Here is a 19,722-nt window from a genome sequence, read left to right as displayed (position 1 = left end):
GCGGCGTGCACGCGGTGACGAGGGACCGGGGCTGCGCGGGGCGGGCGCGCGACGACCGGTGCTCCTGGGCGTCGTCGTGCTGGTCGTGGCCGGTGCGCTCGCCCTGGGCGGGGTGCTGACCGACTCGCGCGTGCCCACCGTCGTGGGGGTGGTCCTGCTGATCGCGTGCACGTGGACGCTGCGCCGGTGGGTGCTCCGGCGGCGATGACCGCCCGCGGGGAGGCCCGGCGCCGATCACCGATGCCGCGCACCCGCGCTGCTGGACCGCACTGCTCGCCCGTCGCCCGCGCTGCTCGGCAGCGTCGACCCGCGCTGCCCTCCGTCGCTTCCCTCCCGCACCGCCGAGGCCGAACCCCGCCGCCTCGCCTGCCACCCGACCTACACTCGGCCGATGCCGCTGTTCGGACCCCTGGTCGCCTACCCGCCCACCCCGCGCACCGCCGACGGCGACGTCGACACCCACGCCCTCGGCACGCTGGTCGAGCGCGCCGTGAGCGCCGGGGTGTCCGGCGTCGCAGTCCTCGGCAGCACCGGCGGCTTCGCCTACCTCGACCGAGCGCAGCGCCGGACCGTCGTCGCAGCCGCCGTCGAGGCCGTCGGGGGCCGGGTGCCGGTCATGGCAGGTGTCGGCGCGCTCACCACCGCCGACGTGCTCGATCACACGGCGGACGCGCGGGACGCCGGCGCGGACGCCGTGCTGGTGCCGACCATGTCCTACCTCCCGCTGGCCGAGGACGAGGTGCTCGGCCTGATCGCGACGGTCGCCGCGCGCGGCGGGCTGCCGGTGTGGGCGTACCACAACCCGGTGAGCACGGGCTTCGACTACTCCGTCGACCTGCTCGCACGGGTCGCCGCGCTGCCCGGGGTCGGCGGGGTCAAGGACCGTGGGCGCGACCTCGACGACCTGCGCACCCGGGTCGCGGCGCTGGGCGCCCGGCTGCCCGCTGAGGTGGAGATCGGCTTCAGCGGCGACGTGCTCGGCGCCGAGGCGCTGATCGCGGGGGCGCGGACCTGGCACTCGGGCCTGGCCGGCGTGCTGCCCGAGTGGTACGTCGCCGTGGCGCGGGAGGCCACCGCCGGGCGGATCGATCCCGCACGGGCCCTGATGGATCGACTGGGGGCGTTCGCCACGCTGGTCATGACGCACGGCGGACCGCGCGCGGTGCACGCCGTCGCCGCGCTGCGCGGCACACCCGCCGGAGCGCTGCCCGCGCCGCTGCTGCCGCCGTCGCCCGAGGTCGTGGACCTGCTGGCCCGTGGGCTGGAGACGCTGGGGGAGCCGGTCCCGCCGAGCCGGTAGGCACCGGCCGAGACGGCGCGGTCACGGCTGGAGCCGCACCGCCCGCCACCCGGCACGAGGCGGCGCGCCGTCAGCCGCTCCGCCGATCCCGCCGCTCGCCGGCCCGGTTCCGTCCGCTGCCGCCGCACCACCCGCGGTGCCGCCTGCCGACCCGGCGCCGCCCGCCGCTGCCGCCCCACCGCCCGCCAACCGCTCGTACCGCAGCCGCCGGTGCAGCCGGTCGTCCGGGCTGGTCTGCCACAGCTCCACGTGCTCCGGGATCACCCGGTACGCCACCCAGCCCGCCGGCCGCGCGATCTCGCCGCCCGCCACCGCGCGGTCCCAGACCCGTCGGCGCAGGTCCTCCTCGTCGTCCAGCGCCGCGCCCTGCACGGACAGGGCGGTGGCGACCTGGGCGGCCCACGGCTGCGCCGCCCACATCGCGTCCGCGACCTCGCCGCCGACCTCGGTCACCGGCCCGGCCAGGTTCACCTGGCGCCCGCAGGCCGGCCAGAACGCCGTCACCGAGGCCCACGGGTTCTCCCGGATCTGCGCGCCCTTCGTGCCGGTCCGCGCGCTGGTGAACGTCACCGCGTCGTCGTCGATCCCGCGCAGCACCACCACCCGGCTCGTCACCCGGCCGTCCGCGCCCGCGGTCGCCAGCGTCACCGCCAGCGGCTGCCCCACGCCCGCCGCGCGCGCCTCCTCCACCCAGCGGCGCAGCGGCGCGAAGGGCTCGGGCGGGGGAGCGTCGAACAGGTCGGTCACGGGCGGTCCTCGGCGTCGGACGGTCCGTCGTCGTCCACCGGTTCCACCGCGTCGGCGACCTCCTCGGCCGACGTGCCCTCCTCCGGCGGCTCGGGCACCCGGAGCTGGGAGAACACCGCCCAGGCCACCGACACCAGCGGCACCGCGATCACCGCGCCGAGGATCCCCGCGGTCAGCGTGCCTGCGGTCACCGACAGCGCCACCACCACCGGGTGGAGCGACACCTGCTTGCCCATCACCAGCGGTTGCAGCACGTGGCCCTCGAACTGCCCGATCAGCGCGATCCCGATGCCGACGATCGCCGCCTTGATCGGCCCGTTCGCCGCCAGCGCCACGATCATCGCGATCACCATCGCCGCCGGTGCGCCGATCAGCGGGATGAACGCACCGATCAGCACCAGCACCGCCAGCGGCGCGGCCAGCGGCACGCCGAGGATCGACAGCAGCACGAACGCCAGCAGCCCGTCGGTGACCGCGATGATCACCGTGCCGCGCGTGTAGCCGGAGAACGTGTACCAGCCCGCACCGCCCGCCGTCGTCCAGGACCCGCGCACCGAGCGCGGCAGCTGGTTGACGAACCAGGTCCACATGTCCTGCCCGCGGGCCAGGAAGAAGATCGCGCAGAACACCGCCAGCGCCATCGCCGTGAACACCTCGACCACCGAGCCCGCCGAGGACGCCGCCTGACCGGCGAGGTCCGCCGCGTGGTCCTCGATCCACTGCCGCCCGTTGTCGATCCACTGGGCGATCTGGTCGCTGGTGATCGTCACCGGCAGCGGCCCGTTCTCCAGCCAGTCGACGATCTGGTCGATGCCCTCGCCGAACTGCTTGGACAGCGCCTGCCACTGGTTCGCCACCGAGTAGCCCACGTAGAAGAACATCCCGGCGACCACCAGGAACCCGCTGAGCAGCCCCAGGGCCGTCGCCAGCGGTCGCGGCATCACCCGGGCGTAGAAGTCGACCACCGGCCGCAGCACCGCCGTCATCACGAACCCGATGAACACCGCGATGAACAGCAGCTGCACCTGTCCCGTGGCGTAGAACACCACGCCGATCCCCGCGAGCAGCACCAGCAGCCGCCAGGTCACCCCCGCCGAGGTCCGCAGCCAGCGGGGGACCCCGTCGTCCGCGATCACGTCCAGCCCCGGTCGTCGAGTCCCGGCGACCCGTCGTGAGGCGGATCCGGGGGCGCTCGACGCCCGGCCCGTCGGTCGTCCGACCCCTGTCCGGTCGCCGCTGCTGCCCAGGTCGGCCATGGTGGGCGTCACCTCCACGCTGCTGCTCATCGGCACGTCGCGCCAGGTCGCGCGGTGCCCGGCTGCCAGTCTGCCTCCGAGGGCCGATGCGTGCTCGGACGCCACTCCGTGCTATGTTTCTGCCGCACCTGACGGGTTGTCGGGGCGCATGACTGCGCTCAGGACGGAACGGCAGGAGACACCCTGTCCGGGTGGCGGAATGGCAGACGCGCTAGCTTGAGGTGCTAGTGCCCGTATAGGGCGTGGGGGTTCAAGTCCCCCTCCGGACACTCGTTGAGACAGCGACGACGAAGGCCCCGATCCCGCCAGATCGGGGCCTTCGTCGTGCATGGCCGAGAGCGGTCGTGACGTCCGGCGGCGACCCTGCCACCCCCTCACGGCAACCGCACGTGCCCCGCCCCCAGCTCGTCCAGCGACCGCACGCCCAGCAGCCGCATCACCCGCGCTACCTGCTCCGCGAGGATCGCCCCCACCCGGTCCACCCCGCGCTCGCCCCCGGCCATCAGCCCGTACAGGTAGGCCCGCCCGACGAACACCCCGGTGGCACCCAGCGCCACGGCGGCGACCACGTCGGCGCCGTGCAGCACGCCGGTGTCGACGAAGATCTCGGCCTCGCCGCCGACCTCGGCGACGACCTCGGGCAGCGCACGCAGCGGCAGGGGTCCCTGGTCGAGCTGCCTGCCGCCGTGGGTGGACAGCACGACGGCGGTGGCGCCGGCGTCGACCAGGCGGCGGGCGTCGGCGGCGGTGGCGAGACCCTTGGCGAGCACGGGTCCGTCCCAGCGGGAGGCGAGCCAGGCGAAGTCGTCGATCGTGGCGGCGGGGTTGCCGAGCTGGGAGGAGATCTGGTGCACGGAGCCGCCGGCGGGCACGTCGACGTTGGGGAAGGCGATCGGCTCGGTGGTGAAGAGGTCGAACCACCAGGCGGGGTGCAGGGCGCCGTCGGCGATGGTGCGCAGGGTGGGGCGCGGGGGGATCGTCAGGCCGTTGTACCGGTCGCGCAGGCGGGCGCCGGGGGTGGGGGCGTCGACGTAGACGACCAGCGCCTCGTAGCCGGCGGCCTGCGCGCGGTCGAGGATCCGGGCGGCGAAGTCGCGGTCGCGGGGGACGCCGGTGCCGAGCCAGTTGCGTCCGCCGGGTGCGGCGGCGGCGACGTCCTCCATCGAGGTGGTGGAGATCAGCGACAGGCCGTAGGGGATGCCGAGGCGGGCGGCGGAGCGGGCGACGGCGCGCTCGCCCTCGTGGTGCATGACGCGGGTGACGCCGGTGGGAGTGTAGACGAGCGGGAGCGCGGCGGGGCGGCCGAGGAGGGTGCGGGAGGTGTCGACGTCCTGGACTCCGCGCAGCACGGAGGGGACCAGCTCGAGCTCGCGGAACAGCCGGCGGCTGCGGCCGAGGGTGACCTCGTACTCGGATCCGCCGTCGACGTAGTCGAAGATCGCGCGCGGCACGCGCCGGGCGGCCAGCCGCCGCAGGTCCTCGACGGTGTGCGCGCCGGCCAGGCGGCGACGGGTGCCGTCGAGGTCGATCGCGGCGGGGCGGAGCAGCGGGGCGAGCTCGCGCGGGCGGGGCAGACGCCGGGTGGTCATGCGGGGATCCTCTCCGGGGGCGGTCCGTGCATGGTTGCGCCGGACGGGCCGACCGGGGGCGCGGGGTCAGGGGGTGGACGCAGGTGACCGACGACCCGGTCGGCGCAGCGCCCTCGTCGTCGCGTACCGCGGATGCGGTACCCCGATCACGCCAGCCGCCCGATTCGCCGACCACCCCGCCCGCCGCAGCATGGATGGCGAATCCCCCGATGCCGTCTTCGCCCAAGGAGAACCATGTCCACGTTCCTTTCCCGACTGGGGCGCTTCAGCGCCACCCACCGGTGGGCGGTGGTGCTCGTCTGGATCGTGCTGCTCGCCGGTGTCACCGGCGTGCTCGCGGTCAACGGGTCGGGGGAGTCCGCCCCCGACACCATCCCGGGCTCGCGGTCCACGCAGGCGCTCGAGGTGATGAACGAGCACTTCCCGACCGAGGGCGGCGCCTCCGCCGAGGAGTCCCGCGACACCAGCCTCCAGCTGGTCTTCCACCCGGCCGACGGCGCGCTGGTCACCGATCCGGCCGTGGCCGCCGAGATCGCGCAGGTGCTGGCCGAGGCCGCGGACCTGCCCGACGTGCAGACCGTCGCCGATCCCTTCGACGCCACCAGCCCGTACGTCTCGCCGGACCGGACGGTCGCGGTGAGCACGCTGACCTACGGCACCCTGGACGGCAAGGACGCGCAGGAGGCGGCCTACGAGGCGGCGCTCGCGCTGCGGGACGACGCGCCGGCCGACCTGGGCGTGGAGCTCGGCGGGAACCTGGTGCCGCTGGGTGCGCCGGAGCAGGGCGTGGGCGAGATGCTCGGCGTGCTGATGGCGTTCCTGGTGCTGCTGCTGACCTTCGGATCGATGCGTGCCGCCGGTGCCAACCTGCTGGCCGCGGTGGTCGGCGTCGGCGTGGGCCTGGTCGGGGTGCTGGCCTACGGGTCGATCACGCCGATCGGCTCGAACACGATCATCCTGGCCGCGATGCTCGGCCTGGCGGTCGGGATCGACTACTCGCTGTTCATCCTGTCCCGGTTCCGCAACGAGCTGCGCACCGGCAAGCCGGTGGTGGACGCCATCGCGAAGGCCACCGGCACCGCGGGCACGGCGGTGGTGTTCGCCGGGCTGACCGTGATCGTGGCGCTGGTGGCCCTGCTGGTCGCGAACATCGGCTTCATCACGATGATGGGTGTCGCGGCGGCGTTCGCCGTGCTGGTGGCGGTGCTGGTCTCCCTGACGCTGCTGCCGGTGCTCATGCGCACCATGGGCCTGAAGACGCTGTCGAAGAAGCATCGCGCCGACCTCGCCGCCGGGCGGGTGTGGGACGAGTCGCAGCACGCCACCTCCGGGTTCCTCACCCGCTGGGGCAACGGCGTGGTGAAGCGCCCGGTGCTCTCGCTGCTGGCCGGCGTGGCGGTGCTGGTCGTGGTGGCGCTGCCCGCGCTGAGCATGAAGACCGCGTTCAGCATCCCCGGCGGCACCGACCCGCAGGGCACCGAGCGCACCGCGTACAACCTGATCGTGGACAAGTTCGGCGGGATCCAGTCCCCGCTGATCGTGCTGGCCGAGGGCGACGCGATCGCCGAGCACACCGCCGCGATCGAGGCCGAGCTGGCCGACCTGCCCGGTGTCGCCATGGTGGTCCCGGCGGAGATCAACGCCGACGGCGACTACGCCCGGATCACGCTGATCCCCACCGGCGGCCCGATCGACGACGCCACCACCGAGCTGGTGCACACGATCCGCGACGCCGAGGACGCCACCCCCGGGGTGCACCTGGAGGTCACCGGCGAGACCGCGATCGGCATCGACCAGACCGCCGCGCTGAACACCGCCCTGATCAAGTACGTGATCGTGATCGTGCTGATCTCGCTGGCGCTGCTGATCCTGATGTTCCGCTCGATCCTGGTGCCGGTGCTGGCCACCGCCGGCTACCTGCTGTCGGTGCTCGCCTCCTTCGGCGCCAGCACGGCGGTGTTCCAGTGGGGCTGGAACTTCCCGCTGATCCAGGCGCCGCAGGGCGACCCGATGATGAGCCTGCTGCCGATCCTGCTGGTGGGCGTGCTGTTCGGGCTCGCGATGGACTACCAGGTGTTCCTGGTCTCCCGGATCAAGGAGATGCACGACAAGGGCCTGGACGCCAAGGCCGCGATCCGTGAGGGCTTCGCCCGGTCCGCGCCGGTGCTGGTCGCCGCGGCGTCGATCATGACGGTGGTGTTCGGCGGGTTCGCCTCCAGCACCTTCAACGTCGCGGCGTCGATCGCCTTCGGCCTGATGATCGGCGTGATCGCGGACGCGTTCATCGTCCGCCTGGTGCTGATGCCGGCGATGCTCTCGCTGCTCGGCGAGTCGGCCTGGTGGATGCCGCGATGGCTCGACCGCGTCCTGCCGCACGTCGACACCGAGGGGCACGCGCTGGAGCAGGCCGAGGAGACCGGCGCCGACGGGACGCTGGTGGGCACCGAGTCCGAGCCGGTGGGTGCGGTGCGCTGACGCTCACGGTGCGCTGACGGGCCCAGGCGGCCACGCGGCCCCGTGCCCCGGATCCGTCCGGGGTGCGGGGCCGTCAGCGCGTCATCAGCGTCTGCGGCGCGCTGCGCACCAGCCAGACCATGATCGCGACGGTCAGCGCCGTCCCGAGCGCCGTGCCGGCCGGGTGCGGGAGGAACAGCGACAGCACCGCCGCGACCACCCCGGCGGCCAGCAGCAGCGCGACGGTCGCACGGGCCGGGGTGGGCCAGCGGGCGCCGATCCTGCCGAGCAGCAGGTCCAGCAGCCGCAGCACCGGGTAGACCGCCGCGAGCACCGACCCGCGGAACACGTTCTCCGGCGACACCTGCCCGATCACCGGCAGCCAGCTGACGATCCGCACCACCACCAGCAGCACCAGCACCGCGCCGAGCAGGCTGAGCACCTCGGCGACCGCGCGTTCGGTCCGGGTGGGCGGCGGGCGGTTCACGTAGCCCTGGCCACGACCTGCCGGCTCGGCCTCGGCGGCGGTGGGGGTCGAGGTGCCGGTCACCCGGTCGACCCTACGCAGTCGCAGGCCACGCGGGGGGCGGTTTCGTGCGTCTCGTGCGCCCGGGCCGCGGCCGAGCACCCGGCGTATCGTCGCCCGCATGGAGGTCACCGTGCGCGTGGTGCTCGCCGACCCGGCCGCGCGGCCGGCGCCGGGCACGCCGGTGCGCGTCGAGCTGCGGGACGTGACCGAGCAGGACGTCGCCGCGGTGGTGCTGTCCGCGGTCGACGTGGTCACCACCGCCGAGCAGGGTGCCGAGCCGGTGGTCACGGTGACCCTCGACCTGCCGGCGCCGGAGCCCGCCCGTGACCTGGTGCTCTGGGCGCGGGTGGCGGTGAGCGGCGCCGAGCGCACGTCCACCGGCGACCTGCTGTCGACCCGGTCGGTCCCGCTGCCCCGGGGCGACGCGCCGGCCGGGGTGGACGTGCAGGTCGTCGCGATCTAGGGCGAGTCGAAGTCAGCCTCAATCCAAGGTCGCGGTCAGGATGATGGCGGCGTCGTCAGCTAGGCAGTGTTGTCGGTACGCATCCTCATGCCGCGCTCTAGAGTCCCGTCGCAGCTCGGGTGATGTGGCGCTCAAGGCGCGAAGCGAGCGCGGAGTCCTCGGGTGCGAGGTCGAGTGTCGCGGTCCATGACGGAGTTGCCAGCCTCAGGATCATCCCGGTGGTTGCGTCTACGACCATGGTTGCTCGGGTGTCATCCTGGCCGCGGAGCGTAGCGACGACTCGGTCCTCGATGGCATGGGGCTCGACGCCGGTGATGGACCAGTCGTCGTCGACGCCTCCGTAGATGGGGGCAGTCGCGGGGATCGCCATGGACCATGGTGGCCTCGATGGCAGCCGTGTGGGTGCGGACAATGTCCGGTTGTCGTGCCGTGACCAGGTGCGTTCGATCGCGTCAGCGCGAGCGATGGTGACGGCTCCGTCGATCTGGACGGCCCAGCGCGTGGTGGACCGGAACAAGAACGAGCCAAGCTCGCCCTGTCGCTGGTCATGAAACGCAGTCGCGAATCGCCCCCACCGGTCGCTAGGGCAACTGCTCCGCAAGAGAAACTTGAGTTCCTCGGTGTCCATAGCCACCCCCTGCGTGGGCTGTGCGCGTGCGGCCAGCAGCATGCGCAGCGGCCGCACGCGCACGTACATTCCACTTGAACTTGCAACTGACCGTCTTGTAGCAGGTCATCCGATCGCTCTGAGCGGATCCAACGCCCTGGAGGACCTTACCCTGCGCCCCGAGCCGGACGTTGTACATGTCGTAGAAGTACTTGGCGCCGTCGTAGGGGAGTTTGTTGTACCCCTCGTCCCACGCCGGCTCGAACACCGAGTAGCTGGTCGCCTCTGGCGAGCTGCCATACGCGTCGGGGAACGTGAAGACCGTGTCGTCGGGTGCGAGCGTGTTGTCGCGGCGGATCCGAACCGACCAGATCAGTGATGCGCCCGGTGAGGACGTGTAGCTCATCGTAAGATCCGAGGAGTGGTTCTTGATGTTGGTGCGGAGTTTCAGATTCCCGCTGTATGCAACGCCGGACACGCTGGCGTTCCACGGCGCGGTGACGTTCGAGACATAGTCGCTCTGCACAAGCTGCGGGGTGAACACCCCTCCAGGGACCGTTCCCCGTGTCGGCCTGGGCCAGTTCGAAGGTCTCGGCAGGACTCGACTGCCCGTCGACCTCCTCGTAGAGCGTGACGACGCGCCCGACACAGAGCCAGTCACCCTGTTCGCCCTCGCGTTCGGCGGCGAACTCGTCACAGGTCGTGGCAGTGGTCTCGGTGTCGCTCTGCATGACGGGCTCGGGTGGCGTCGGAGTCCCGGCCAGTGCCGGGGTTGCGACGAGCAACGAGACCGAGGTGAGTGCTATTGCGCCGATTACGCGGCAGCGAATCTTCATTGTGCCCCTCTGCTGGTCTGATCTGACGGCGGTTGCCGCCTGTGAAGAAACTGGCACTAAGGGAACGGACCGCGTGCGCAATTGCGATGTGAGCAAGTAGACATGAACTGCGAGTCGCGAGGGCTTGACCGAGGTTGCGATACCTGACTGCCATCCGAGTCAGCTGCTCAGTCTTCCGCGAGCCCGAATGCCTGGGTGCCGGAACTATCAGCGGCCGGGTTGGGCGGCGGCGACGTCCGCGTCCAGAGTCCAGAGTCCAGTCCAGTCTCTCGAGCGGACGCGCGATGTTGGAGTCGATGGCACCGCCGGGTGCAGCGGCGGTGGACCTGCCGGTCGTCGCGATCTGAGCCAGCCGGAAATCCCTGGTCGCGGCGTTCAGCGCCGCCCTAGCCTCGCCGGACCAGCCCGTCCGTGCGAAGGAGCACCCGTGTTCGACCTGCGCGTCTTCTCGATCCGTGAGTCCCGGCACCGCATCCACAACCCGCTGACCGAGCAGCAGCTCGCCACCCTGGGCGCCGCCCTCGACCTGCCGGCGGGCACGCGGGTGCTCGACCTGGCGTGCGGGTCGGGGGAGCTGCTGTGCACCTGGGCGCGCGACCACGGCGTCACCGGGCTCGGCGTGGACCTCAACCCGGACTTCCTGGCCCCGGCCCGGGCGCGGGCGATCGAGCTGGGCGTCGACGACGCGGTGCGGTTCGTGGAGGCGGACGCCGCCGGGTACGTGACCGAGGAGCCGGTGGACCTCGCCGCGTGCGTGGGGGCGACCTGGATCGGCGGCGGGGTGCCGGGCACCCTCGACCTGCTGCGGCGCAGCCTGCGACCGGGCGGGATGCTGCTGGTCGGGGAGCCGTACTGGCGGCGGGTGCCCACGACGGCGGAGCAGGTGGCCGGGTGCGGGGTCGCGTCGGTCGAGGACTACCTGACCCTGCCGGGGCTGCTCGCCTCCTTCGGCACGCTGGGCTACGACGTGGTGGAGATGGTCTGCGCGACGCAGGAGTCCTGGGACCGCTACCAGGCGCCGCAGTGGCTGACCATGCGCCGCTGGGCCGACGCGCACCCGGAGCACGACCTGCACGACCAGGTCCGCGGGCTGCTCGCCACCGAGCCCGCGCAGTACGCCGAGTTCACCCGAGAGCACTTCGGCTGGGGCGTGTTCGCGCTGCTGCCGCGCTGATCCTCAGCCGTGGTCCGGCGGTCCTGCCCACCGTCGTCCCCGCGTCGGCGCCGGGTCCGGCCGGGCCAGCCACCCGGCGACCGCCTCGGTGATCGGCAGCCCGCCGCCGTGCTCGGCGAACAGGAACTCCCCGGCGGGGTTGATCTCGAGGAACACGTGCTCGCCCTCGGGGGTCAGCCGCAGGTCGATCGCCCCGTAGACCAGCCCGAGCCGGTCCACCAGCCGACGCAGCCGGTCGGCGACGCCCTCGGGCAGGGTGCTGGCGGACAGCCGGGCGTCGGCCATGCCGAGGCGGAAGTCCGTGTCGTAGCCGGTGGCGGTGCTGTCGATCGCCAGCGCGAACAGCGTCCCGTCCACCACCGTCACCCGGATGTCGGCCACGGCGGGCACGAACTCCTGGAAGATCACCGGGGCCAGCCGCAGGGTGTCGAGCAGGTCGAGGTCCGCCGCGCGCAGCCGTCGGGTCTCGCGCCAGATCTGCTCGGTGGCGGAGAAGATCTTGTAGATCGTCGACCCGAGGCCGATGCGCTCGACGAAGGCCCGGGCCTGGTCCGGATCCGAGGTGATCAGGGTGCGCGGCACCCGCAGGCCGAGGACGTGCGCCAGCCGCAGCTGCGTGGTCTTGTGCGAGGCGGCGGCATCCAGCGCGGGCGGGTTCATCCACGGGCAGCGCAGCAGGGCGTGCAGACCGCCGAGCGCCTCCTGCCACTCCCCGTAGGCGAAGCCGCGCGCGGCCGGATCGGTGACGGCGTCCAGCCGGACGAGCTGCGGACGGCGCCACCACACGGCGGTGGCGCCGGTCAGCCCCGTGGTGCGCCCCGCCGCGTCGGTCACCCGGACCTCCGGCGCGGCGGGGTCGGCGTAGTCCAGGGTCAGCGTCTGCTCGTGCGGGAAGCCCGCGTAGTCGAGCAGCACCGCCTCGTGCCCGCCGGCGGACAGCCGGTCGAGCACCGCCGTGGCGTGGACGTCCGCCGGGTGCGAGATCACCACGATCATCGGGTCACTGGAGCCCGAAGTCGCCGGCGCCCGGATCGGTGAGCAGCGTGAGGTGCTCGGACAGGGCCTCGACCACGGCCTCCAGCGCCGCCACCCGGGCCGCCAGGTCCTCGCCACCGGTCTCGGCCCCGGCGTCGGCCTGGACGCCGGCGTAGGGCGTGCCGAGCGCGAACGGGACGGCACCGCCGACCCCGCCACGCAGGTCCGGCAGCCCGGGCAGGGTCTGCTCCTGGATCGAGAACCCGCCGCCCTCGCGGATCGTCTCGAAGGTCTCCTTCACGGTCTCGATGCGTTCCTTGAGCGTCTCGGGGATCTTCTCCTTGATCGTCTCCGGCAGCCGCTCCTTCAGCGTCTCGGGGACCTTCTCCTTGATCGTCTCCGGCAGGCGCTCCTTGACCGTCTCGGGCAGCCGCTCCTTCAGGGTCTCCGGCCCGAGCTCCTTGAGGGTCTCGAACGGCGGCTTGGGCGCGCCGGGGCACAGCACGTTCGCGGCGGCGATGTCCCCGGCGGACAGGGCGGTGCGCTGGCCGATCTGCGCGGTGGGGTCGGTGGGGGTGATCGTCTCCGCGCCGTTGATCCCGAAGGCGTCGCGGGGGTAGTGCATGATCGAGCCGTAGTCGTAGGCGCCGACGTCGTCGCCGTCCGTGATGTGCTGGTCGAAGTTGTGCTCGAAGCCGGACTGGATGTTCGCCCAGTTGATCGTGACGAAGGCGTCGCGGTCCTCGCGGGACTGCTCGTGCCACAGGCCGACCGCGTGGCCGATCTCGTGGATGGTGCGCCCGCGGTCGCAGCCGGCGGCGAGGTTGATGAACTGCTGGCCGCCGCGCATGCCCACCGCCGAGGAGCAGCCGCTGCCGACGCGGAAGGTGATCCAGTTCGGGTACGTGGCGGCGTTCGCGGCGGTGCGCAGCACGAACCGGAAGTTCGTCCGGGTCTGCCAGTGCTCCACGGCCTCGGTGACGCGGGCCTGATCGGGCAGTCCCGGGTCGATGTCGTACGGCACCAGGCAGCCGGGCCAGCGGAACTGGCTGCCGGTGATGATCACCCCGAGCTGGACCTCGCCGCGCAGCTCGGCCTTGAGCTGCTCGGACTCGGCCTCGACCTGCTCGACCGTGCCGAGGACGATGTCGCCCTCGAAGACGGCGTCGCCGTCGATCTCGACGTAGCGGACCGCCTTCGCGCGGAAGGTGTTCGCGGTGATGAACGCGGTGCGGACCCCGCGGGACGAGCGGTGCTCGACGGCGGATCCCTCCTGGTCCTCGGACATGACGGATCATCCCCTTGGGGAAGCATGCAGGTGAGGGTGCGCGGCGCGTGCCGACGCGGTGCCGGCGCCGGGCGGTCGACGAGGACTGGCGGTCGACGACGACCGGGCGGGCGCGGCGGGCGGCGCTCCGCGGGGGAGCGGCCGGGCGAGGGCCCTCACGATCCTCCTGCGGGACCTCGCGCGGCAAGGGGCTCAGGGCAGATCCGGCACCGTGATCGTGATGTTCGCGCGCTCGGTGCCCGGCGGGTCGCCGAGCGCCGCCCAGAAGTCGGTGGACCGCATCCACGCCGGCAGGCCCATCGGCAGGTCCCGCGCCGGGATCGGCGGCAGCTCGGCGGGGGAGAAGTCGTCGCCGTAGGGGACCAGCGGGCGCGTCACGTCCGGGTGGGTGACCACCGCGCGCAGCCTGGCCAGCGCCACGTCCCAGTTCGCCAGCAGGTCGGCGCGGCTGATCGGCCCCTCCGGCTTGTCCGCGGTGGGGTGCAGCGCCCGCACGTGCGGGACCGCCGGTGCCCCCGCCGCGACACCCTCCGGCGAGGCCAGGACCGTCCGCCACGCCTCGAACGCCGGGGTGCCGAAGGTGACCACCGCCTCGATCCGCCCCGGTGCCAGTGCCGCCGCGAACCACGCGTGCCGGTACGCGACGATCCCCGGGTCGTCCCGGTGCGGCAGCGCCATCCCCTGGTGGTAGATCCCGTACAGGAACACGTTGACCATCAGGTACCGCCGGGTGAACCCCGCCTTCTCGACGAAGCCCTGCACCCGGCGACCGGCCTGCCCGGACAGGATGCGTCGGGTGAACGCCTCGGTCTGCGCCGGGTCCTGGCCGACCACCAGCAGCCGCGCCGTGCCGTCGGCCCGCCCCCGGTAGAACACCGGCCCCCAGGACGAGCGGAACCCGTCGTCCCCGCGGTAGACCGTCGCGTCGGGATAGGTGCGGCACAGCGCCCGGAACGCCCCCGTCGGGCCGCCGTCGAACAGGTCTCCCGCCATCGGGTCCCCCTCGTCCCGTGCGTGAGGAGACCAGTGCAGCGGATCGCGGACCCCGCGCGCAAGACCCCTTCTCCCGCATGATCCTGCGGGAGTACCGTCGTCCGCACCGTCACCGCCGACGGCGGGGTCAGGGGGGACCATGGCTCAGCTCGTGCTGCACGGACGCGTCGCGACGATGGCCCGCGGCGCCGACCGGCTGCCCACCCGCGGACGGGTCTGGATCGAGGACGGCCGCGTCGTCGCGGTCACCCACGGCCGCGCCGGCACCCCCGGGTTCACCGGCGCCCCCGTGCTCGACGTCGGCGACGACCTGGTGCTCCCCGGCCTGATCGACATGCACAACCACCTCGCCTACAACGCCCTGCCGCTGTGGGCCGAGCCCGGCCGCACCGACCCCTGGCTGCACAACAAGCACTGGCCGGACGCCGACACCTACACCGCGTCGATCACCGAGCCCGCCTGGGTGTACGCCAAGGCCAGCCCCGAGGCGCTGCTCGCCTACGTGCAGGTGCGCGCTGGCCGGCGGCGCCACCGCCGCCCAGGGCTGGCCCACCGCCAACCGCGGCTACCGCACCGTGCTGCGCAACGTCGACGCCGAGAACCTCGGCGGCACCGACGAACTGATCTACACCTCCGTGGTCACCAAGACCGGCGAGGCGCTCACCGAGGCGGTGCGCCGGATGACCGCCGGCGCCGGGTTCCTGTACCACTGCGCCGAGGGCCGGCGCGGCTCCCGCGTGCTGCGCGACTACACCGACCTGGACGCCGAGCACGGCCTGCTCCCCACCCTGATGGCCGTGCACTGCTGCGCCGTCGACGCCGCCGACTGGGCCCGCTGGGACGTCGCCCACGCCGGCGGTGTCGTCTGGTCCCCGCTGTCCGACCTGCTGCTCTACGGCGAGACCACCCTGATCGACGACGCCCGCGCCCAGGGCGTCACCGTCTGCCTCGGCTCCGACTGGGGACCCTCCGGCACCAAGAACCTGCTCGGCGAGATGAAGGCCGCCCGGATCGCCGCCGACCGGTTCGGCTACGCCCTCACCGACGCGCAGATCGTCGAGATGGTCACCTGCAACCCCGGCACCCTGCTCGAACGCTGCTGGCACACCCCGGTCGGCCGGCTCGTGCCGGGGGCGCTCGCGGACGTCGTGGTGCTGCACGACCGCGGCGGCGACCCGTGGGAGCAGGTGGTCGCCGCCCGTGAGCAGGACGTCTCGCTGGTGGTGGTCGGCGGGGTGCCGCGCTACGGCGACGCCGACCGGATGGCGCAGATCGGGACCGAGCCGGACTTCGCGTTCACCGTCGCGGGCCTGCCCCGGCGGGCGGCGCTGCCCCGACCGGACCGGCCCGGCGCGGCGTGGTCCTGGCGGGCGATCACCGACGCGCTGCGCGCCGTGCAGCGGGATCCGCAGCAGGCCATCGCCGGGGCGCAGGCCCGTGCCGCCGGGGGATCGCGCTTCGCGCCGGACGCCGAGCTCGAGCTGTTCCTCGACATGCCGGACTCCCGCCGCACCGGACGCGCCGGCCCGCCGAAGGACCCGTCCACCGTGCGGATACCGCCGGTGCCCGCGCTGGAGCACGACGCCGCCTACTTCGACCTGCTGGACGCCTCGCCGATCCAGGGCGGGGTGCTCGACCCGCTGCGCGGGCGGTTCCTGCCGTGACCGGCGGTGGAGGCCGGGCGGCCCGCGCGCGTCGGGGCGCTCCGCTGCGGACCCGGGGCGCGCCGGACCCCGCGGCGGTCGCCGACGTCACGCTGACCCCGGTGCAGCGGCACGACCTGATCGACCTGTGGACCACCCTGCTCACCGACGTCTACGTGCACGACGCCCAGAAGCGTGCGCTCTACGGCGTCGATCCGGTGCGGGCGCTCGCGGCGCTGCGCCGGGACATCCCGTTCCTGGACTCCGCGGGGTTCCTGCGCGCGCTGAACCGCCTGGTCAACCGGCTGCGCGACCAGCACACCCAGCTGCTGATCGGCACCGGCGCCGCTGCGAAGGTCGCCGCGCTGCCGTTCCTGGTCGAGCACCTCGGCCCGTACACCGCACCGACCTTCGTGGTCACCAAGACCAGCGCCGGGGTGCCGCGCGGCTTCCGGCCCGGCGTCCGGCTGACCACCTGGAACGGCGTGCCGGTGGCCCGCGCGGTGGACCTGCACGCCGACACCCTGTCCGGCGGGCGCCCCGACGCGCGCCGGGCCCGGGCGCTGGCCACGCTCACCCAGCGACCGCTGGCGTACCTGCCGCCGCCGGACGAGCTGTGGGTCGAGGTCGGGTACCGCCGACCCGGCGACCCGCCGACCGTGCCTGACCGGGCCGCGCGGATGGAGCGGCGGATGCTCGCGCCGGGCACCGCGGGCACCGCCGACGACCGGCTTGTCACCCGCACCCACCGCGCCGTCGACGCGATCGGCGAGCACGCCCGGCGCGCCCGCAAGCTGCTGTTCGCCACCGCGCTCTGGGAGCAGGAGCAGCCCGGCGTCGCCCTCGCCAAGCGGCCCGGCTGGCTCGCCACCACCTTCTCCGACGTGCCGTCCGCGCGCGTGGTGCGCACCTCGCACGGCGAGTTCGGCTACCTGCGGATCTGGTCCTTCGACGTGCAGCGGCCCGGGGCCTTCGTCGCCGAGGTGGCCCGGCTGCTCGCCGCGCTGCCCGGCGCGGGCCTGATGATCGACCTGCGCGCCAACCCCGGCGGGGTGATCGACGCCGCCGAGCGCACCCTCGCGCTGCTCACCGACCGGGTCGAGCCCGCACGCTTCGCCTGCCGCGCCACCCGCGCCATGGTCGACGTCACCGGCGCCGAGGCCAACGGCGCCGACCTGGCTGACTGGGCCGACTCCACGCGCACCGCCCTCGACCTCGGCGAGCCGTTCTCCCAGCACCTGCCGATCACCGACCCCGAGGCCTGCGCCGCCACCGCCCGCGCCTACACCGGCCCCGTCGTCGCCGTGGTGGACGCCGGCACGTACTCCTGCGGGGACCTGTTCGCCGCCGGGATCGCCGACCACGGCATCGGCCGGATCGTCTCGGTCGGCGCCGCCTCCGGCGCCGGCGGCGCGAACGTGTGGACCGCCGCCGAGGTCGAGTACGCGTACCACGCCGCCCACCGCACCCTGCCGCCGCTGCCGCCCGGGATCGGCTACACGATCGCCGTGCGCCGCATGGTCCGGACCGGCCGCTCCGCCGGGCTCGCCGTCGAGGACGTCGGCGTGGTGGGGGACGAGGAGCACGAGACCACCGAGCGGGACCTGGTGGACGACAACGCCGACCTGCTGGAGCGGTGCACGGGGCTGCTCGCCGCGGGGTGAGCCGGCCGTCCGACCGCTCAGTGCCGCGCCACGTACCCCGTGCGGTCGGCGTCGGTGATCGCCCGCAGCACCCGCGCCGGGTTGCCCGCCGCCACCGTGCCGGCCGGGACGTCCCGGGTGACCACGCTGCCCGCGCCGATCACCGCGCCCGCGCCGATCGTGACCCCCGGCAGCACCGTCACGTTCGCGCCGATCCACACGCCGTCGCCGATCGTGATCGGGCGGGCGAGGCAGGCGCCGGTGACCCGCTCGGTCAGGTCGAGGGCGTGGTTCGAGGTGTACAGGCCGACCTTGGGGCCGAGCAGCACGTCGTCGCCGATCGTGATCGGGGCGCCGTCGAGAATCACGCAGTCGAAGTTCGCCCAGAACCGCGCGCCGAGGTGGATGTTCACGCCGAACTCGCAGCGGAACGTCGGCTCGAAGTTCGCGCCCTCGCCCACGGTGCCGAGCAGGTCGCGCAGCAGCGCCTCGCGCTCGGCCTGCTCACGGCCGAAGGCGGCGTTGTACGCGTTCGTGGCCAGCACGGCGCGGCGGCGGGCGTCGACCAGCTCGGGGGTGAGGTCGTCGTAGACCTCCCCGGTGGCCAGGTGGGCGAGCTGCTGGTCCAGGGTCATGGGCCTCGACGCTAGCGTCCCGCGTCGCGCGCCGGGCGGACCCTGGGCGCGTCGAGATTGCACGGATGCAGCCTTCGCGAGAGCTGAAGCAGGCATTCGTGCAATGTCGGCACGACAGGTTCACCCGCGAAACCCCTCATATCCCATCAAAACGGACAGTACCGTGTGTCTCGCGACGGCACGGGCGCCGCACAGCGACCCGGTGCAGCGCCTCCTGCCGTCGTCCACGTCCGAGCCCTCGCCCGAGGGTCCGCCAGCCCCAGCGCCCGACGCCCGAGGAGGACGCCGTGCACTCCCGGCTCATCCCGCTGCCCGCCGTCACCGACGCCGACGTCCGGGCCTGGCGCGCGCTCGCCGCGGACGCCGCGGAGCCCAACGCGTTCCTCGACCCGCGCTACCTCGTCCCCGCCTGCCACCGCAGCCCCGGTGCCGCCGACGTGCGGCTCGTGGTCGTGGAACGGCGGGGGCAGTGGCTGGGGCTGCTCGCGGTCACCACGAAGTCCGTCGCCCCCGGGCTGCCGGTGCGGGCGACCACCACCGGCGGCTCCTTCCTCACCACGTACTCCGACCGGCACCACCCGCTGGTCCGCGCCGGGCACGAGGAGGAGGCGCTGGAGGCGCTGCTGCGCGCGGTGCCGGAGGTCGGGCTGCCCGGGCTGGTGCAGCTCCAGCACTTCCCGGGCGAGGGCGTGCTCGCCGACGCGCTGGCCGCGGTGCTCGCCCGCACGCCGATGCTGGTGCACGAGCGGCGCCGGGTGGACAGCGCCTTCGCGGCCCGCCCCGCGTCCCCGGCCCCGGATCGTCCGGCATCCGCGCCGGACCCCGCCGCGCCCGCGCCCGCCCCCGCCCCCGCGTCGTCCGGCCCGCGCGACCTCGGTCGCGTGCTCGACCTGCCGCTGGCCTACGACCACATGGGGTCCGGCCGCCGCAAGGACGTCCGCCGGCGGATCCGGGCGCTGGAGCGTGCCGCCGGGGGACCGCTGCTGCTCCAGGACGTCTCCGACGACCCCGCCGCCGACGCCGACTTCCTCGCCGTGCAGGCCGGCGGCTGGAAGGGTGACACCGCGCTCGGCGGGGCGGCGGTCGCGCTGGACCCCGCGATGGAGCAGTGGTTCCGCGAGGCGCTGGCCGGCTTCCGCGCCGACGGCGACCTGCTCGCGCTGCGGATCACCGCCGGCGGCAGCACGCAGTGGATGGGCTACAGCCTGCGGTCCGGCGGCGCCTACGTCGGCTTCCTCGACGCCTTCGCCGAGCAGCACCAGCACCTCAGCCCCGGGGCGATCGGACGGCTGGTCGAGCTCACCCACGTGCTCACCGCCACCGACGCCCGGCACTTCGACCCCGCGTTCGATCCGCGGTACGTGGTGGGCGCGACGGTGTACCCGCAGCGGCGCACCCACGTGGACCTCCTGGTGTCGGTGCGCGGGCTGGTCGCCCGGTCGGCGGTGCGGGCGGCCCCGGTGGCCCGACGGATCGGGTTCCGCGCGCAGGTGCTCGTGCTGCCGCTGGCGGCGGACGCGGAGGACCTCGGCGTGGCGCTGGCGCTGGTCGGGGCCTGAGGCGCACCGGTCCGTCCGGCCCGTCGCTGTC

17 protein-coding genes and 1 tRNA gene are annotated in these 19,722 nt (G+C 73.8%); 9 read left to right on the top strand and 9 right to left on the bottom strand.

Features of this window, described 5'->3' with window-relative positions; genetic code table 11:
- Positions 1–58: 58 nt before the first annotated feature.
- Complete coding sequence (locus ACZ5HG_RS10650; protein WP_464175969.1) at positions 59–208, top strand: hypothetical protein; 150 nt, start codon at positions 59–61, stop codon at positions 206–208.
- Positions 209–391: 183 nt separating this feature from the next.
- Complete coding sequence (locus ACZ5HG_RS10645) at positions 392–1,300, top strand: dihydrodipicolinate synthase family protein (RefSeq protein WP_464175967.1); 909 nt, start codon at positions 392–394, stop codon at positions 1,298–1,300.
- A 21-nt stretch (positions 1,301–1,321) separates the two neighbouring features.
- Here the strand turns inward: ACZ5HG_RS10645 and ACZ5HG_RS10640 are convergent, their stop codons facing one another.
- The gene (locus tag ACZ5HG_RS10640; RefSeq protein WP_464175965.1) at positions 1,322–2,047 is read right to left on the bottom strand and encodes a pyridoxine/pyridoxamine 5'-phosphate oxidase; all 726 of its coding nucleotides are present in this window, start codon (positions 2,045–2,047) and stop codon (positions 1,322–1,324) included.
- Entirely contained in the window at positions 2,044–3,333 is a 1,290-nt protein-coding gene (locus tag ACZ5HG_RS10635; protein WP_464175963.1) for an AI-2E family transporter, read from the bottom strand. The genes ACZ5HG_RS10640 and ACZ5HG_RS10635 overlap by 4 nt, the downstream gene beginning before the upstream one ends.
- A gap of 155 nt (positions 3,334–3,488) precedes the next feature.
- On the opposite strand from ACZ5HG_RS10635, the gene ACZ5HG_RS10630 reads away from it, so the two are divergent.
- Positions 3,489–3,572, top strand: a tRNA-Leu gene (locus tag ACZ5HG_RS10630).
- 105 nt (positions 3,573–3,677) lie between these two features.
- On the opposite strand, the gene ACZ5HG_RS10625 is transcribed toward ACZ5HG_RS10630, so the two are convergent.
- The gene (locus ACZ5HG_RS10625) at positions 3,678–4,892 is read right to left on the bottom strand and encodes an alpha-hydroxy acid oxidase (RefSeq protein ID WP_464175961.1); all 1,215 of its coding nucleotides are present in this window, start codon (positions 4,890–4,892) and stop codon (positions 3,678–3,680) included.
- A 234-nt stretch (positions 4,893–5,126) separates the two neighbouring features.
- On the opposite strand from ACZ5HG_RS10625, the gene ACZ5HG_RS10620 reads away from it, so the two are divergent.
- A complete protein-coding gene (locus ACZ5HG_RS10620; RefSeq protein WP_464175959.1) occupies positions 5,127–7,367 on the top strand; it encodes an MMPL family transporter in 2,241 nt (746 codons plus the stop codon).
- 73 nt (positions 7,368–7,440) lie between these two features.
- Here ACZ5HG_RS10620 and ACZ5HG_RS10615 read toward each other — a convergent pair whose 3' ends face one another.
- Positions 7,441–7,896, bottom strand: a complete 456-nt coding sequence (locus tag ACZ5HG_RS10615) for a hypothetical protein (protein ID WP_464175957.1) — start codon at positions 7,894–7,896, stop codon at positions 7,441–7,443.
- Positions 7,897–7,993: 97 nt separating this feature from the next.
- Between ACZ5HG_RS10615 and ACZ5HG_RS10610 the strand changes: the two genes are divergently transcribed.
- Positions 7,994–8,338, top strand: a complete 345-nt coding sequence (locus tag ACZ5HG_RS10610; RefSeq protein WP_464175955.1) for a hypothetical protein — start codon at positions 7,994–7,996, stop codon at positions 8,336–8,338.
- Between the two features lie 581 nt (positions 8,339–8,919).
- Here the strand turns inward: ACZ5HG_RS10610 and ACZ5HG_RS10605 are convergent.
- Positions 8,920–9,489 carry a hypothetical protein gene (locus ACZ5HG_RS10605; protein WP_464175953.1) on the bottom strand — a complete coding sequence of 190 codons (570 nt, stop codon included), beginning with the start codon at positions 9,487–9,489 and terminating at the stop codon, positions 8,920–8,922.
- Positions 9,490–10,208: 719 nt separating this feature from the next.
- On the opposite strand from ACZ5HG_RS10605, the gene ACZ5HG_RS10600 reads away from it, so the two are divergent.
- A complete protein-coding gene (locus ACZ5HG_RS10600) occupies positions 10,209–10,955 on the top strand; it encodes an SAM-dependent methyltransferase (RefSeq protein WP_464175951.1) in 747 nt (248 codons plus the stop codon).
- A gap of 3 nt (positions 10,956–10,958) precedes the next feature.
- Here the strand turns inward: ACZ5HG_RS10600 and ACZ5HG_RS10595 are convergent, their stop codons facing one another.
- The 3 genes from ACZ5HG_RS10595 to ACZ5HG_RS10585 all read right to left on the bottom strand — a co-directional run bounded on the left by ACZ5HG_RS10595 (position 10,959) and on the right by ACZ5HG_RS10585 (position 14,211).
- Positions 10,959–11,951 (bottom strand): MvdC/MvdD family ATP grasp protein, encoded by a 993-nt coding sequence (locus tag ACZ5HG_RS10595; RefSeq protein WP_464175949.1) that lies wholly within the window; start codon positions 11,949–11,951, stop codon positions 10,959–10,961.
- 4 nt (positions 11,952–11,955) lie between these two features.
- Entirely contained in the window at positions 11,956–13,218 is a 1,263-nt protein-coding gene (legP, locus tag ACZ5HG_RS10590; protein WP_464175947.1) for a Dot/Icm T4SS effector Zinc-dependent metalloprotease LegP, read from the bottom strand.
- Positions 13,219–13,410: 192 nt separating this feature from the next.
- Complete coding sequence (locus tag ACZ5HG_RS10585) at positions 13,411–14,211, bottom strand: uracil-DNA glycosylase family protein (protein ID WP_464175945.1); 801 nt, start codon at positions 14,209–14,211, stop codon at positions 13,411–13,413.
- A 575-nt stretch (positions 14,212–14,786) separates the two neighbouring features.
- On the opposite strand from ACZ5HG_RS10585, the gene ACZ5HG_RS10580 reads away from it, so the two are divergent.
- Positions 14,787–15,875 carry an amidohydrolase family protein gene (locus ACZ5HG_RS10580; protein ID WP_464175943.1) on the top strand — a complete coding sequence of 363 codons (1,089 nt, stop codon included), beginning with the start codon at positions 14,787–14,789 and terminating at the stop codon, positions 15,873–15,875.
- Positions 15,872–17,518, top strand: coding sequence for a S41 family peptidase (locus tag ACZ5HG_RS10575; RefSeq protein WP_464175941.1), 1,647 nt, complete (start codon positions 15,872–15,874; stop codon positions 17,516–17,518). Before ACZ5HG_RS10580 ends, ACZ5HG_RS10575 begins: the two co-directional genes overlap by 4 nt.
- Positions 17,519–17,535: 17 nt before the next feature.
- Here the strand turns inward: ACZ5HG_RS10575 and ACZ5HG_RS10570 are convergent, their stop codons facing one another.
- Entirely contained in the window at positions 17,536–18,132 is a 597-nt protein-coding gene (locus ACZ5HG_RS10570; RefSeq protein ID WP_464175939.1) for a sugar O-acetyltransferase, read from the bottom strand.
- A gap of 287 nt (positions 18,133–18,419) precedes the next feature.
- On the opposite strand from ACZ5HG_RS10570, the gene ACZ5HG_RS10565 reads away from it, so the two are divergent.
- On the top strand, positions 18,420–19,691 hold the full coding sequence (locus ACZ5HG_RS10565; protein ID WP_464175936.1) for a GNAT family N-acetyltransferase: 1,272 nt from the start codon (positions 18,420–18,422) through the stop codon (positions 19,689–19,691).
- Positions 19,692–19,722 lie beyond the last annotated feature (31 nt).

Source organism: Cellulomonas sp. GTC20042, from assembly GCF_055389595.1.
Note: the sequence above shows the minus strand (reverse complement) of the source record. Positions and strands in the feature narration are given on the sequence as shown.

Bases quoted from the DNA above. Each gene is read 5' to 3' on its own strand.
- ACZ5HG_RS10645 (WP_464175967.1), top strand. From the start codon at position 392: ATGCCGCTGTTCGGACCCCTGGTCGCCTACCCGCCCACCCCGCGCACC.
- ACZ5HG_RS10635 (WP_464175963.1), bottom strand. From the start codon at position 3,333: ATGAGCAGCAGCGTGGAGGTGACGCCCACCATGGCCGACCTGGGCAGC.
- ACZ5HG_RS10625 (WP_464175961.1), bottom strand. From the start codon at position 4,892: ATGACCACCCGGCGTCTGCCCCGCCCGCGCGAGCTCGCCCCGCTGCTC.
- ACZ5HG_RS10620 (WP_464175959.1), top strand. From the start codon at position 5,127: ATGTCCACGTTCCTTTCCCGACTGGGGCGCTTCAGCGCCACCCACCGG.
- ACZ5HG_RS10610 (WP_464175955.1), top strand. From the start codon at position 7,994: ATGGAGGTCACCGTGCGCGTGGTGCTCGCCGACCCGGCCGCGCGGCCG.
- ACZ5HG_RS10595 (WP_464175949.1), bottom strand. From the start codon at position 11,951: ATGATCGTGGTGATCTCGCACCCGGCGGACGTCCACGCCACGGCGGTG.
- legP (WP_464175947.1), bottom strand. From the start codon at position 13,218: ATGTCCGAGGACCAGGAGGGATCCGCCGTCGAGCACCGCTCGTCCCGC.
- ACZ5HG_RS10585 (WP_464175945.1), bottom strand. From the start codon at position 14,211: ATGGCGGGAGACCTGTTCGACGGCGGCCCGACGGGGGCGTTCCGGGCG.
- ACZ5HG_RS10570 (WP_464175939.1), bottom strand. From the start codon at position 18,132: ATGACCCTGGACCAGCAGCTCGCCCACCTGGCCACCGGGGAGGTCTAC.